A 14,233-nucleotide genomic window follows, 5' to 3' on the forward strand; every position below is an offset into this window, starting at 1 on the left:
CCATGCTGACCAAAGATCGCTCAAGCTACATTGGTGACGGATACGACATAACGACGTATTTCCGGGTGTTCCCCACCGACTTCGATACAGCCGACCAAATACGGGCTACCATTGGCGGGGCGGGTGGCCTGATAACTAGCACCAGCACCATCCGTAACGCTAACATTCCCTTGCGGATTCAGGAAGCAATGCAAGCCCTAGTAGACGAAACGACCTATATCAAGGAAGTGGCGCAGAAGTCTACAGACGGAGCCGCCAACTTTAATGCAACCGATGGGGCCGTTTCAGCCGCAGCAGTAGGGGCAACGTTTATACCTGTTGTGGGGTTGGCATTAGGTCCGTTGATCGGCTTGCTCGGTAATGCCTTTTCAGGCAACAAGAAGAAAGACCATATAGCGGCCATTACCAGCGATGCCACGAAAATACTTCAGATGCTAGGCAGCGAATACGCCAAATTGCAACAGTTGGCCGCACAGTATCCGGTTCAAACCACCAGTGGCAAAAACGGGCTAGTAGCGTCTGGCAGCGGGGGGCAATCGAACAACGTTTTGCTCATCGGCGGGTTAGGTCTGGCAGCGGTGCTTTTGTCTAAGAAGGGCAAGGCTAAGCGGTAGATCAAGTGTTGTCTATACAAAGGGGCATAAGAAAGCCCCCACTGGTTCCTGATCGGTAGCCAGTGGGGGCTTTCTTATGCCCCTTTGTATAGACAACTAGTTAATCATCGTGCCTACGCCCAACCGCTTGTTAAGGTTTGGCGGTAGTTGCTCGGATTCGTATTCAGTGATATTGGCCACTACTCGTGTGCCACGGCTGGCATTCGGGGCGGTGGCAAGTAGTTTACCATTGGCCGGAACGTCGGTAAATAGTACCGGCTCTGTGGTGAACACTTCCCCACTTTTCAGCACGTAGGTAACACTAACCCCCACCATGTGGAACGTGATCGGCGTAGGGTTATCTAATTCAATCAACACGTTAGTGATGCCCCCAAATGTGCTGTTTATGTCGGCCTGAGCGACGCGGGCCGTTACCCGGTTCAGGTAGGCCCGCAACTGTTTTTTGTTGGGCTTGGTGGGTTGATCGGCCTCACGAGTTGGCGCGGTTAGAACTTGGTTAGACTGTGCTTCCCGAATCTCGTTACAGCCTGACAGGCTCAAAAGGGACAGAAGTAATAGCGTTTTCATTCGTTGAGCGCGTTAGACAAACTTTTCAAAAATATCATTATCAACAAATTGGCCTAACCTCTTTAGATACTTCTCAGTAGTCCTTAGCGTCGTATGGCCGTTCTGCATCTGGATATTCTTGAGATTGATTCCCGTGTTGAATAGTTTAATGTTACCCGTATACTTCCATGAATACAGCGTGTACTTGCCCACAATATTTAGATGGTCCAGTACGGCGCGGTGTTTGCGCCAAAAGTAGACGTTCCCCACGGCCTTAGTGCCGGGCTTGCCGGAACGACTGAAAACGAACAGTTCGGGGTCATGGTCCCGGATGCCTAACCGGTCTATCAACTCAAGCAAGGGCTTAGGGATAGTCGGGGCCTTTTGGGCGTTGCTTTTCACGTTCGAGACTTTATACACTATGGTACGTTCCCGAATGTCCCTGACCCGCAAGAACCGAATTTCCTTACCCGGTCTGGCAAACGTGTAATGGATTAGATACACGAATAAAAGCAACTGCCATTCTTCCCGTTTTTCGATTTCAGCCAACACGGCGGCGGCTTGCTCAGGGCTAAAGGGTTCATCGGGTTCTGATTCGACAGGTAGGTTATCTACGTGCAAGGCGGGGCTTACCTCAAACCGTTTACGGGCGGGTTTGCAGTAATAGTTTAGCACCGCTTTTAATGTCCCCACATAGTTATTAATCGTTTTAGGAGCCAACGGTTCTTTGTCGGTTACGTTGTGGTTAATCAGAAAGTCTTGGTATCCCTGACAGAGTGCAGGAGTGATTTCGACGGTCAGCAGGTGGTTAATACTAACCTGTTCCATGTAGCGTTCCCACCACCAAAAAAACGTATTGTACGCGTCTATGGTGTCGCTCGACAACGTGGCCGACTTCGCAGCAGTAAACGCGGCGAAGTCATCCGCGAACGTTGGCAAGGCCGGAGCAACCACGGGGGTAGGAGCCGCTTTGGTCAGGTCAGGGTTATAGACCTTGCCAGATACTAACTGTTCATTTATGAACCGTTCCCAGTGACGGGCCTCCTTCAGTCGGAGTTTCACGTCTGGAATATTGTTGAATCCCGTAAAGTGTCGGCGGTGTAGCTGACCGGTCTTCACGTTCCACTGTGAATAGACCAAACGCCACGGCTTGCGGGTGGAATAATCGAAGTGATAGAGCCGACAGGGTTTATAGGGTATTGGCTCGGAATTAGCCCCTTTTTGGCAATCCATTAGGGTAAATGTTAATCGTTCTGTTAATGAGATGATGTTAAACATAGAAAAACCCTGTTTCTACGAGAGAAACAGGGTCTACTACTGTCGGGAAGGCGGGATTCGAACCCACGACCTCTTGCACCCCATGCAAGCACGCTACCGGACTGCGCTACATCCCGTTTTGGTGATACAAAGATAATGTACAATGAATAATGTACAATGCACAATGACTCCCCGGAAGACAAATATTCCGACTGCTACGGTCATTGTGCATTGTACATTATTCATTGTACATTATTCATTCATTTCCCCGGCTCCAGCGCCTGTTTGATCCGGGCTTGCAAATCGGCGAGGTGGTAGCGGCTCATGGCGTCGGTTTGCCGGGGGATGGCGGCGGTCACACTACGCTGTAAACCAGTCAGTTGCCCCCGTACCACCGACATAATATCTGATTTGCGGATGTCGGTAACCGGGCCGGGATTGAACCGGAAACCGGCCCCGCTGAACGGAGTAGCCCCACCACCCGCCGAGGCCGGGGTGTTGAGCACGGCAATCAGCTTTTCGGCGTAGGCCTTCTGCAAATTCCGGCGAAACAAATCGACGGGCTTGCCGGTGGGAAGTTCGCTGAAGATGCCGTTCTGCAAATCAGTCATGAACTCGATCAGCGAATATCCCGGTGCCGTTGCCTGCCCCATCTTGCCCGTGCCCGTCTCGATCAGCCGCGACAGTCGGCCCACGTCGGTGAGGCTGTTAAGTGTGTTTTCCTGCAACGTGCGAATATAATCCACGCCCTGATCGGGACGTACCAGCGGCAGAATTTTAGGGTCGAGCAGCCAGGTTGGGGTCTGGAACAACTGTGCGTTCAGGAACGCTACGGCCTCTTTTTGCAGGGCGCGGGGCGTGGGTTCATAGACCGTCAGGCCGGTTTGGTCGTAGGTGCGGGGGGTTTCGTAGATGCCGCCAATGTATTTGGTCACATGGCCCATGTATCGCCGGAACTGCCCTACGATCTCGCCGTGCATTTCACGCAACTTGTCATAGTCTTCGGCCTCCTCGCGCGTCCATTCGGGCAGATTGGGCATGATGCGCTTGAGGTTTTTAATCCCATATTCGCTCGCCTTCATGGCGTTATCGCCCAGGTCTTCGCTCTGCGAACGGGGGTCCATCGGGTTGGTTTCGGTGCCAAACCAGTAGCGTGGATCTTTCTCATGGCTTTTCACCATCTCGTTGAGTACCAGCCTGTCGGCGGTAGCGTCTTTGGTGTCGTAGATGGGTTTGTAGCCCCATTCCACGGCCCAGATGTCGTAGGTACCAATGCGCGGAAACAAATCGGTGATGCCGTCTTCGGGTTGGGCCACGTAGTTGAACCGGGCGTAGTCCATGATAGAGGCAGTATGGCCATTTTGGGCAATAAACGCCTTGTCGCGCAGTTTTTCTACCGGCGTGGCGTGGCTCGACCCGAAGTTGTGGCGTAGCCCCAGCGTATGGCCTACCTCATGGCTCGACACAAACCGCACAAGTTGCCCCATCAGCTCATCGTCAAATTTGGGTTTGCGGGCGCGGGCATCTACGGCGGCCCCCTGCACCACATACCACTTCCGCAGTAAGTTCATCACGTTATGGTACCAACCAATGTGGCTCTCGATGATCTCACCAGAACGGGGGTCGTTGACGTTGGGACCATACGCGTTTTCAATGTCCGACGCGAAGTAGCGGATCACCGAATACCGGGCGTCTTCCAGGCTTAGAGTCGTATCTCGATTGTCCCAGTCTTTGGCGATAACTGCGTTTTTCCAGCCCGCTTTTTCAAACGCCTTCTGCCAATCGGCCACACCCAGTTTCAGGAAAGGGCGCCATTTGGTCGGCGTGGCGGGGTCGATGTAATAGACAATGGGCTTTTTCGGCTCAATCAACTCACCCTTTTTCTGGCGTTCGGCATCGGCTTCACTTTTAGCCTCCAGCCGCCACCGCACTGCAAAGGTCTCATCTTCAGTACGTTGTGAATTGTCGTCGTAGACGGTATAGTTGTTGGCAAAGTAACCCACCCGGCTGTCGAACAGGCGTTTGCGCATGGGTACTTTCGGCAGCAGAATCATCGACGTGTTGATCTCCATCGTCACGGCCCCGGCGTCGTTGCCGCCCGGCAGGCTCACCGTAGGCAGCGGCGAGGGCGTGGGCGACGGCGGTGTGGGTGTGGTGTTGACCGTAAATGTGCGCACCACCCGCACCTCGGTATTGATCGGGTACGATTTCACGCTCTGAATAAACGACCGGTCCGCCGCCGCTGCTGTAATCCGGTAGCGGAACTTGGTCGTGGGCGTGAGCGACACTACCTGGTTATCGTTCCGGAAGAAATCGGTCACGTCAATCACCGACGATGAGTCTTTGCGGATAGCCCGAACGTCGAACGCCGCCGCGATGGGTTCTACGTTCGAGTTGCGCACGGCCTGCGAAATGGGCAGGGTATCGCCCCCGGCGGTGCCTACGTTGATGTAGCTAACTACCCTGAGCAACAGACGTTTGTCAGGGCCACGTTCCCAGCGTAGCACCTGCCGGTTGGCCAGTTCACCGCCGTAGCCCGCGCCGGTGGGGGCTTTGGCGATACGGGTAATGGCCATGAACTCGCGCCCCAGCAGCGAGTCGGCAATTTCGAGGTAATACTTATCGTCGATCTGGTGGGCTGTGAACAGGCCTTTGCTGGTTTTGGCCGCTTTGGTAATCACCTCGCGGTAGGGTTTGATGGCCACGCGCGGCGGACCGGCGGCGGTGGGTGAAGCCGACGTAGTGCCAGCGGGTGGGGTGGTCGTAGCCGACGTAGGAGCCGTGGGCCGGTTCTGCGCCAGCACGACCGACGCGCACATAGTTAGCCCAAGCAGCAAGGTGCCGCGCCGGGTTTTTAGTACTTGTTGATGCATGGAAATAGGTTATTTTTACAAAAGAAGCCGCGTGAATACGCATTCATCAAACGCCGGAATAAGGCCCGGCTACTCATCACGATAACGTGCTATTGTAGGCTTTAAAAGCCTTTTTCCATGAAATACCCCCTTCGTCTTTCGTCAGGTGACCAGAACACGGTTATTGTCTTGTCTGAGACGGAGGCTGCCAAGCTCTTTACCGGCGATACCCGCTCAGACATTGGTTCGGAGGCTGAGAAAATGAAGGTTGCCAATACCATTAATGACTTGGTTGTGCGGTTTATTCGCCTCGATTACAATGAATCCCTACAAGCTGAAATGCTGGTGATGGAACGCATCCGCCCTATCGACTACCGGGCCTACGAAGTAGAGCGCCGCGAACTATGGTTCGACGTTTTCGCCGATGAACTGACTCAACTCCACGCCAGTGGTTTCGTCCACCGCGACCTGAAACGCCCCTCCGACCTCGACGGCCTGGCTTTCGATAACATCCTCCTAACCGAACAAGGCTTGCGCCTTATCGACGTAGGCATTTCGGCGTTAAAAAGTCAGGTTGGCGATACGATTTTCGCCAAATACATTGAGATCGAACAAGCCGAAATGGCTCAGTTCAAGGCGTATTTTTTGAATCGTTAACCGAACAGCGGCTGTTGCTTGCACGTTATAAGGCGTGAATTACTTTTGTCAGTAACCAATCAATAACACACTTACAGCTATGTCAAACGCTAATCCGAATAGAACATACAGGGTTGTTATCACGAAAGATGAAGACGGCGGATACGTTGCCGATATCCCAACCCTGAAGCATTGCGTAGCCTACGGTGAGACTATTGAGGAAGTAATGGCCAACATCAATGAGGCACTGGAAGGTGTACTGGAAGTGCTGGAAGCAGAAGGACTACCCATTCCCGACGACACAAATATCATTGAGTATTCGATCAGCAAACCCGCGTCATCGACGGATCCTTCCTACCAACTCGAAGCGGCTTAAATGAATCAGTCACCTAAACACCTAATCAGACTGATGGAAGAGAGGCTGGGTGCTCAAACGTATCAAGGGGAGCCATCACATCTATTTCAACCCAGACCTGAATGAGACAATGCCAGTACCCGTACACGGTAACAAAGACATTGGTAAAGGACTGTTGCTTAAGATTATCAAAAAAATAGGGATCAGTATCACCGAAATGAATGGATGAAGCGCTCTTCCTTAGCACAAAAAAAGGCCCCTGACGCACTGCCAGGGGCCTTTTTTTGTGCTAAGGAAGAGCGCTTTAATTCTTGCCGCTCCCCTGTTTAGCGGGGGGAGCGGGGGTTTGCGCGGCCTGCCGTTGCTGCTGCATGGGGTTGGGGCCTGCGGGCGGACCAAAACCGCCGGGGCGCTGCTTGAACAACTGGAACCGCGTGGGCTTCGAAGTGCGGGGGAACGAGTTGTTCTCTGCATCAACGTCGGCGATTTCCTGGTAGGGGTCCAGCGTCCACTGCTTCACCTTCTTCGAGGTGGCAATCACCTTAGCAATCTGGTTGTTGTTGAACCGCCAGATTTCGGCAGGGAACCGGGCCGTTGAGTCGGTGCCGTCTTCAAACTCCATCCGCACGATCACAGGCATGGGCAAACCGCCTTTGTTTTTCAGCGTCAGCGTGTAGAAATTCTGCTTCGACTCCAGCACCGCCCGCTCGTCGGGGGTGAGCGTGGCGAGGTAATCCTGGTACTTCTTGCGGTCGGCATCCGTCACGGCAAACTGGTCGTAGCGATTGTAGAAATCCATCATCGTGGTGTCTTGGTTTACCACCGTTTCGTCTTTCTTCAGGGCGTCGCGCTGTTTCGACACGGTGTTCATCCGGCGCTGGTAGGCGGCGCGGGCTTCGGCCTTAGTTACCTCCGGGTCCTGGCTGTTGGGCTGATACCAGTTTACCGTTACCAGATCCTGATCTACCGGCTCTACGCCATAGAACCAGCCTTTCCAGAACCAGTCCAGATCCACGCCCGAGGCGTCTTCCAGCGTGCGGAAAAAGTCGGCGGGTTCGGGCGATTTAAAGGCCCAACGACGGGCATATTCTTTAAACGCATAGTCGAACAGTTCGCGGCCCATGACGGTCTCACGCAGGATGTTCAGGGCCGTGGCGGGCTTGGCATAGGCATTGGCCCCCAGGTTGATGACATTGTCGGAAGACGTCATAATCGGCGACAGCACCGATTTATCAGCCTTCATGTAATCAACAATATACTGGGGTTCGCCGCGACGGCTGGGGAAGTTGTAGTCCCACTCTTTTTCGGCCAAATACTGGCAGAAAGTGTTCAGGCCTTCGTCCATCCAGGTCCACTGCCGCTCGTCGGAGTTCACAATCATGGGGAAGAAATTGTGGCCTACCTCGTGGATAATCACGCCAATCATGCCTGCTTTGGTGCCTTCCGAGTACGTACCATCGGCCTCCGGACGACCGCCGTTGAACGAGATCATGGGGTATTCCATGCCGCCGCCCGCCGTGGCGTGGCACGAGATGGCTACCGGATACGGGTATTTGATGGTCCGGTTGCCGTATGACTTCAGCGTATGCTCCACCACGCGGGTTGAATACTGCCCCCACAGCGGATTACCCTCTTTTGAATAGAACGACATGCTCCAGATCTTCCGGCCATCGCCATAAACGTCGGTTTGCATGGCATCCCAGATGAATTTGCGGCTGCTGGCAAAGGCAAAATCGCGCACGTTATCAGCTTTGTAGACCCACGTTTTGGTGCCTTTCACATCGGCTGGCTGCGCTTTTTCGGCGGCGGTGGCTTCGTCTTGGGTCACAATCACGACGGGCGTTTTGCTCGTGGCGGCTTTGGCCAGGCGCTGCTGCTGCGTGGCCGAAAGCACCTGCTTGTAGTTCTGGCACTCGCCCGTCGAGCCTACCACGTGGTCGCTCGGTACGGTGATGGCTACTTTGTAGTTGCCGAAAATGAGCGTGAATTCGCCCTGCCCCAGAAACTGCTTATTCTGCCAGCCGTTGACGTCGTTATAAGCACAAAGCCTTGGAAACCAGTGTGCTATGAAATAATTACTGTTACCATCTTTGAATTTCTCGTAGCCCGAACGACCGTAGTATTCCGTGACGAAGTAGTTCCAGTCCACGTTGAACGAGAACGACGCACCCGGCTTCAGCGGCGTAGGCAGGTCAATACGCATCATGGTCTCGTTGATGGTGTAGGGCAGTGGCTGTACGCTCTTTCCGGCCGTGGTCACCTTCGTGATCTTATAGCCGAACTTATCGCTCGCCTGCTGTTGACTGCGTTCGCGCACCGACGTCAGGTTTTGCAACTGCGAAAAGCTCATGCCGTTTTCATTCAGGCCGCCTGTGCGGGTAATGCTGCCGGTCGAGCCTTTGGCAAACAGGTTCTGGTCGAGTTGCAGCCAGATGTAGCGCAGTTCATCGGTCGAGTTGTTATAGTAGGTAACAGTCTCGGTGCCGATTATTTTCTGCTGGGCATCGTCGAGGGTAGCCTTAATGTCGTAGTCGGCGCGGTTCTGGAAATAATCTTTTCCGGGGGCACCAGCGGCCGTGCGGAAAGTATTGGGCGTGGGCAGCGCTGGTCCCATCTGCTCGAACTTGTCATTGGCGCTGAAGTTCGACGGAGCCGTTTGGGCCGCTGCCCGTTCGCTGAGTAGCAGGGACAGGGCTATTACCAGCACCGACCCAATTTGGTATCGCATAGGAATGAGTTTGTGAATGAAAAATCACCTTAAAAATAAAGAAAAAGCGGACAAGGTGCGGTTATACCCCCTGCCCGCCGCGATTCCTGTCTGGATACCAACTACCAGCTGGCTAAATCCTGTAATCGGAGTGTAAAATTTAGTGGTGTAATAAATCTATCAGGCTACTTTAGCCCTCATAACCACTAACCCGACATGCTTAACCGAATTACTCTTGCCAGCCTGTTGCTGATTACCTTTTTTTCAGCCTGCAAACCCGGCAAAAAGAAGGCCGATGAAGCCGACCAATCGACCACCACAGCCGTCAGCGCACCTATTCCGTATGACCTTGCCAACCCCACACAGTCCCAGAAACTTCCCGCCGATTTGCGCGAGATTTCGGGGTTGAGCTACTACAAGCCGGGTCGGCTGGCGTGTGTGCAGGACGAAGTAGGCATGGTCTACATCTATGACCTGAAGAAACAGGCGGTTGTTGACAACCACGTTTTTGGCCCGAAAGGCGATTTTGAAGGCGTGGAGTACGTCGACAAAACGCTCTACGCCCTCCGCAGCGATGGCGAGCTGTATGCCTTTGAGCATGAAGACGGCAACGGCATCAAGATTCTGGGTGGCAGCCCCGAAACGCGGCACATCAAGATAGACCTGCCGGGCAAAAATGACATGGAAGGCCTGGGTTATGACCCGCAACTCGACGCGCTGCTACTGGCCACCAAAGACGGCCCCAACACCGACGATAAAACGATCTATTTCTACAGCCTGAAGAACAAGACGCTATTTCAGGGCTTCATCCTGAAGCAGGCCAACATTGCCGCTTTTGGTGAGAGCAAAAAGCCATTCAAACCGTCGGGTATTGCCGTACACCCTAAGACGCACGACTATTACCTACTCTCAGCGGCGTCGCATCAGTTGCTAGTGTGCACCATGCAGGGCAAGGTAAAATCGGTAGTGAAGCTGGACAAGGACCTGTTGTCCCAACCCGAAGGCATCTGTTTCCTGCCTGACGGTACCCTCTACCTTTCCAGCGAAGGCGACGGCAAAAAAGGTATCCTGCTGGAGTTTAAAGTGAAAGAGTGAAAGGTGAAAGAGCGAAAGAGTGTTGGCGCCGTTGTCGCTTGGCTCCAGCCGGGGGCGCCCAGCCGAGTGACAACGGCGCCAACACTCTTTCGCTCTTTCACCTTTCACTCTTTCACCCCTCTACCATTTCCCCACTACACCTATACCCAGCGCGGGCAGACCGGTGGGCAGGGGAGTAAGGGTAGCACCAACCTGTACCCGGTAGTTCTGACGAAGCAGCGAATTGTACCGGGCTACAGACTTATTCACCTGCGTGTTGGCCACAATGACGGTGCCAATGGACAAGGCCACGCTACCGCCGTAGATGGTCCAGTACTCGCCAGAATTGAATCCCGTTGACCGAGTGCGGGCTATGAAGTATACCAGCGGCACCAGAGCCGTAAGCCTGCTCACTGTGTTCCAGATTCGGAAGTTGCGGTAGTGGCGGTTCACGATAGGGTCGTTCAGTTCAAAAAAGGGCACTTCCAGCGAATAAGCACCGGTAAGCTTTTTGCCACCGTAGTAATAAACGCTTCCTAATGACGACGATCCCAGTGCCCGTTCAATAGGCCGCAGGTGCGTAGGAATGGGTGTGGTCCGGTAGAAGGAGGTATCACGCTGGGCGTGGGCGGTGGTTAGCAAACCCACTACTAACCAGCTAATTAAACAGGTGCGTATCAAAAGATTGCGTGAAAAGTAGGTGGCAACTGCATTCACAAACACGCGGTCAGGTCGGATTGTTGCCCGGTACTTTTTTCGGTGTTCTGGTGTTGTTTCAGTAGCCGTATATACCCGTTTGTTCATGCTCTATAAAACCAAAGGAATTGCCCTTAGCTACATTCGTTACCGCGAATCATCCATTATTGTGCGGGTCTATACCGAGGCGTTTGGCCTGCAAAGCTACATCGTAAACGGGGTGCGGTCGGCCAAAAACAAAACCAACCGGATTGCCCTATTCCAACCCCTTACCCTGCTCGACATGGTGGTCTACCACCGCGACGACCGCGATTTGCACCGGCTGTCGGAAGTGAAAACGCCGTATCCGTTTCAGCACATCCCCTTTGAGGTGGCTAAATCGAGCCTGGCCCTGTTTGTGACCGAGGTGCTGAGCAAGACACTGAAAGAAGAAGTAGGCAACCCGCACCTATTCCGATTTTTGCTCACGTCTATTGTTTACCTGGAAGAGGCCACCGAGCAGTACGAAAATTTCCATCTGGCGTTTCTGCTGCAACTGGCTTCCTACCTGGGCTTCGGCCCCGAAAGCGCCAACGAGTTCGAAAATCAACTCCGCGAACGCTCCCTCCCCTTCCTCGCCGACGAGGTGATGACCGATGCCCTGAACATCTTCATGAGCCAGCCCATTGGCACGTCCGTGCGCCTGAACCGTGCCCAGCGTGCCGACCTGCTCGATGCCCTCGTGGGCTACTACCGTATTCATTTCGACAACCTCGGCGACGTTAAATCGCTGGCCGTTTTGCGCGAAGTGCTGGGGTAGATTACACCACTGGCGGGGGCTGTATCTGCGGCTGAGCGGGTGGACCAAACTTGCGTTTCAGCTCAAAATTCTGGCCCAGATACAGGCGGCGGACTTGTTCATCGCTGGCGAGTTCTTCGGCGGTGCCCTGCTTCAGGATTTTCCCCTCAAAAAGTAGGTACGCCCGGTCGGTGATGGACAGGGTTTCGTTGACGTTATGGTCGGTGATGAGGATGCCAATGTTGCGGTGTTTCAGTTGCGCCACAATGGTCTGAATATCCTCCACAGCAATGGGGTCAACGCCCGCAAAGGGTTCGTCGAGGAGAATAAATTTGGGGTCTACGGCCAGCGCCCGGGCAATTTCGGTGCGGCGACGTTCGCCCCCGGAGAGGACCTTGCCGTTGTTTTTCCGCACGTGGCCGAGGTTAAATTCGGCAATCAGTTCTTCACACTTCGCCCGTTGCTCAGCCTTCGATTTGCCCGTCATTTCCAGCACGGCCAGGATGTTTTCTTCCACCGTGAGGTCGCGAAAAATAGAGGCCTCCTGCGCCAGGTAGCCTAATCCCAGCCGGGCACGCTTGTACATGGGCTGGTCGGTGATGTCGGCATTGTCGATGAAGACTTTGCCGCTGTTGGGCTTCACCAGGCCCACGGCCATGTAGAACGAGGTGGTTTTGCCCGCGCCGTTCGGCCCCAGCAGCCCCACAATTTCGCCCTGCGCCACCTGATACGACACGTCGTTGTTGACCAGCCGACTGCCGTATTTCTTCACTAAATGTTCGGTTCTGAGAATCATGTATGTAGTGTAGGGCTGTTCGCCAAGCTGAAGCATGGCGTTCAACCTCCGGGCCTGAACAGTTGAACGCCATGCTTCAGCTTGGCGAACAGCGGCTCCTTAAATCTTTATGTCTTTCAAATACAACTGCATGGTTGAGCGGTTGTTGAAGTGGTTCATCTCCAGGTTATAACAAATCGAAAACGGTTCGTCGGGGCGGAGGTGGTCGGCCCAGGCACCCAGGCCGAACCCCACCGCCGTAAACTGATGTCCCGACCGCCGCTGCCGACAGGTGAACTTGACATGCTTCTCTTTCATCAGCATCGGTTCGCCCACCAGCACCACGTCTTCCGTGCAGAAAACCGGTGCCAGGTTGTGCGGCCCAAATGGCGACATCTGCCTCATGACCCGGTAGAATTTGTCGTTGATCTCGCTGAAATCGAGCGGCAAGTCTACCTCCACGCGGGGAATGAGGTATTCGTCCAAAATCTTTTCCGACACCACGCGCTCAAACTTTTCGCGGAAGGCGTCGACGTTTTCAATCGGCATGGTCAGGCCCGCCGCGAAGGTGTGCCCACCAAACTGCTCCAGCAAATCGGCGCATTCTTCAATGGCCTCGTAGACATCGAACCCCGCCACTGACCGCGCCGACCCCGCCGCCTTGTCGTTAGACTGGGTCAGGATGATGGTGGGTCGGTAGAACTGTTCAATACACCGCGAAGCCACTATGCCAATAACGCCTTTGTGCCACGAAGCGTCGTACAACACCGTCGATTTAGCATTAATTAACAGGTCGTTGCGCCGAATCATGTCCAGCGCCTGTTCGGTCATGCCCTTGTCCAGATCCTGCCGGTCTTTGTTGTGGGCGTGGAGGAAGTAAGCAAACTCTTCAGCCTCGTCGAAGGTCTCGGCCAGGAGCAGGTTCACGGCATCGCGGGCGTGTTTAATACGCCCGGCGGCGTTGATGCGCGGCCCCAACCCAAACACCACGTTGCCAATGTCGAGGTGTTTGTCTTTGTGGGGGCAAATTTCGTCGTCGCGCATGAACCCGGCCACGCGCATGAGGGCCTGAAAACCCGTGCGGGGTTCGGTGTTAAGGCGCTTGAGGCCGTAATAGGCCAAGGCCCGGTTTTCGCCCGTGATAGGTACAATGTCGCAGGCAATGCTCACCACTACCAAGTCGAGGTAAGCCCAGAGGCCGTTGGTGGGTAGGTTCCAGCGCTGGCACAGGGCCTGAAGCAACTTGAAGCCCACGCCGCAGCCCGTCAGCTCTTTGTAAGGATACTGACAGTCAGCCCGTTTTGGGTCAAGCACGGCCACGGCGGCGGGCAGCACGTCGCCTGGACGGTGGTGGTCACAGATGATGAAATCGATGCCAAGGGCACTGGCTTCGGCTACACGGTCGATGGATTTGATACCGCAGTCGAGGGCAATAATCAGGGTAAACCCGTTGTCGGCGGCGTATTGAACACCCGCCTTCGAGATGCCGTAACCTTCTTTATAGCGGTCGGGAATATAATGATCGAGGTGTTCGTAATGGGTGCGCAGGAAGCCGTACATCAGCGACACCGACGTGGTGCCGTCTACGTCATAGTCGCCGTAAATAAGTATCTTTTCATCCTGTTGCATGGCCCGCGTAATCCGATCCACGGCCCGGTCCATGTCGCGCATCTGAAAAGGATCGTGCAGGTGGGTTAGTTCGGGCCGAAAAAAGTAGCGGGCCTCGTCGAACGTATATACCCCCCGCTGCACTAACAACGACGCCAGAAACGGACTGATATTGAGCACCTGTACCAGATCAGCCACGGCCTGTTGCTCGTCGGCTTGGTCGGGAAAGGGCTTGAAGAGCCAGCGTTTCGAGGGTGGTACGGGTTGCGTAATCATGCGGCGGGTGAACAAAGCATCAGTACGCAAGTTAATTTCGTTTCTTCCAAAACAGTTTC

At 54.3% G+C, this 14,233-nt stretch carries 13 protein-coding genes and 1 tRNA gene; 6 read left to right on the forward strand and 8 right to left on the reverse strand.

Annotated features, from left to right (window positions below; all coding sequences use genetic code 11):
• Positions 1-2: 2 nt before the first annotated feature.
• A complete protein-coding gene (locus J2I48_RS26595) occupies positions 3-614 on the forward strand; it encodes a hypothetical protein (RefSeq protein WP_207338574.1) in 612 nt (203 codons plus the stop codon).
• Between the two features lie 96 nt (positions 615-710).
• On the opposite strand, the gene J2I48_RS26600 is transcribed toward J2I48_RS26595, so the two are convergent.
• From J2I48_RS26600 to J2I48_RS26615, 4 genes are all read right to left on the reverse strand, one after another.
• Complete coding sequence (locus J2I48_RS26600; RefSeq protein ID WP_207338575.1) at positions 711-1,181, reverse strand: hypothetical protein; 471 nt, start codon at positions 1,179-1,181, stop codon at positions 711-713.
• Positions 1,182-1,193: 12 nt separating this feature from the next.
• Positions 1,194-2,393: a tyrosine-type recombinase/integrase gene (locus tag J2I48_RS26605; RefSeq protein WP_207338576.1), complete on the reverse strand. Its 1,200-nt coding sequence runs from the start codon at positions 2,391-2,393 to the stop codon at positions 1,194-1,196.
• 87 nt (positions 2,394-2,480) lie between these two features.
• Positions 2,481-2,554: transfer RNA gene (locus tag J2I48_RS26610), tRNA-Pro, on the reverse strand.
• A 123-nt stretch (positions 2,555-2,677) separates the two neighbouring features.
• Positions 2,678-5,290 carry a zinc-dependent metalloprotease gene (locus J2I48_RS26615; RefSeq protein ID WP_207338577.1) on the reverse strand — a complete coding sequence of 871 codons (2,613 nt, stop codon included), beginning with the start codon at positions 5,288-5,290 and terminating at the stop codon, positions 2,678-2,680.
• Positions 5,291-5,407: 117 nt separating this feature from the next.
• Here J2I48_RS26615 and J2I48_RS26620 point away from each other — a divergent pair, with 117 nt between their 5' ends.
• The 3 genes from J2I48_RS26620 (at position 5,408) to J2I48_RS28410 (ending at position 6,489) form a co-directional block, all read left to right on the forward strand.
• Positions 5,408-5,926 (forward strand): protein kinase family protein, encoded by a 519-nt coding sequence (locus tag J2I48_RS26620; protein WP_207338578.1) that lies wholly within the window; start codon positions 5,408-5,410, stop codon positions 5,924-5,926.
• Positions 5,927-6,005: 79 nt separating this feature from the next.
• A complete protein-coding gene (locus tag J2I48_RS26625) occupies positions 6,006-6,281 on the forward strand; it encodes a type II toxin-antitoxin system HicB family antitoxin (RefSeq protein ID WP_207338579.1) in 276 nt (91 codons plus the stop codon).
• Between the two features lie 49 nt (positions 6,282-6,330).
• Entirely contained in the window at positions 6,331-6,489 is a 159-nt protein-coding gene (locus tag J2I48_RS28410; protein WP_310587316.1) for a type II toxin-antitoxin system HicA family toxin, read from the forward strand.
• Positions 6,490-6,564: 75 nt separating this feature from the next.
• On the opposite strand, the gene J2I48_RS26635 is transcribed toward J2I48_RS28410, so the two are convergent.
• On the reverse strand, positions 6,565-8,988 hold the full coding sequence (locus tag J2I48_RS26635; RefSeq protein ID WP_207338580.1) for a M1 family metallopeptidase: 2,424 nt from the start codon (positions 8,986-8,988) through the stop codon (positions 6,565-6,567).
• 195 nt (positions 8,989-9,183) lie between these two features.
• Here J2I48_RS26635 and J2I48_RS26640 point away from each other — a divergent pair, with 195 nt between their 5' ends.
• The gene (locus J2I48_RS26640) at positions 9,184-10,062 is read left to right on the forward strand and encodes an SdiA-regulated domain-containing protein (RefSeq protein ID WP_207338581.1); all 879 of its coding nucleotides are present in this window, start codon (positions 9,184-9,186) and stop codon (positions 10,060-10,062) included.
• A gap of 120 nt (positions 10,063-10,182) precedes the next feature.
• Here J2I48_RS26640 and J2I48_RS26645 read toward each other — a convergent pair whose 3' ends face one another.
• Positions 10,183-10,722, reverse strand: a complete 540-nt coding sequence (locus J2I48_RS26645; protein ID WP_207338582.1) for a hypothetical protein — start codon at positions 10,720-10,722, stop codon at positions 10,183-10,185.
• Between the two features lie 121 nt (positions 10,723-10,843).
• Here J2I48_RS26645 and recO point away from each other — a divergent pair, with 121 nt between their 5' ends.
• On the forward strand, positions 10,844-11,536 hold the full coding sequence (gene recO / locus J2I48_RS26650; protein ID WP_207338583.1) for a DNA repair protein RecO: 693 nt from the start codon (positions 10,844-10,846) through the stop codon (positions 11,534-11,536).
• A 1-nt stretch (position 11,537) separates the two neighbouring features.
• Here recO and lptB read toward each other — a convergent pair whose 3' ends face one another.
• Both lptB and recJ read right to left on the reverse strand, forming a co-directional pair.
• Entirely contained in the window at positions 11,538-12,311 is a 774-nt protein-coding gene (lptB, locus tag J2I48_RS26655; RefSeq protein ID WP_207338584.1) for an LPS export ABC transporter ATP-binding protein, read from the reverse strand.
• A gap of 99 nt (positions 12,312-12,410) precedes the next feature.
• On the reverse strand, positions 12,411-14,174 hold the full coding sequence (gene recJ, locus J2I48_RS26660; protein WP_207338585.1) for a single-stranded-DNA-specific exonuclease RecJ: 1,764 nt from the start codon (positions 14,172-14,174) through the stop codon (positions 12,411-12,413).
• Positions 14,175-14,233: the final 59 nt, after the last annotated feature.

The organism is Fibrella aquatilis (assembly GCF_017353255.1).
GTDB classification, from domain to species: Bacteria; Bacteroidota; Bacteroidia; order Cytophagales; family Spirosomataceae; genus Fibrella; species Fibrella aquatilis.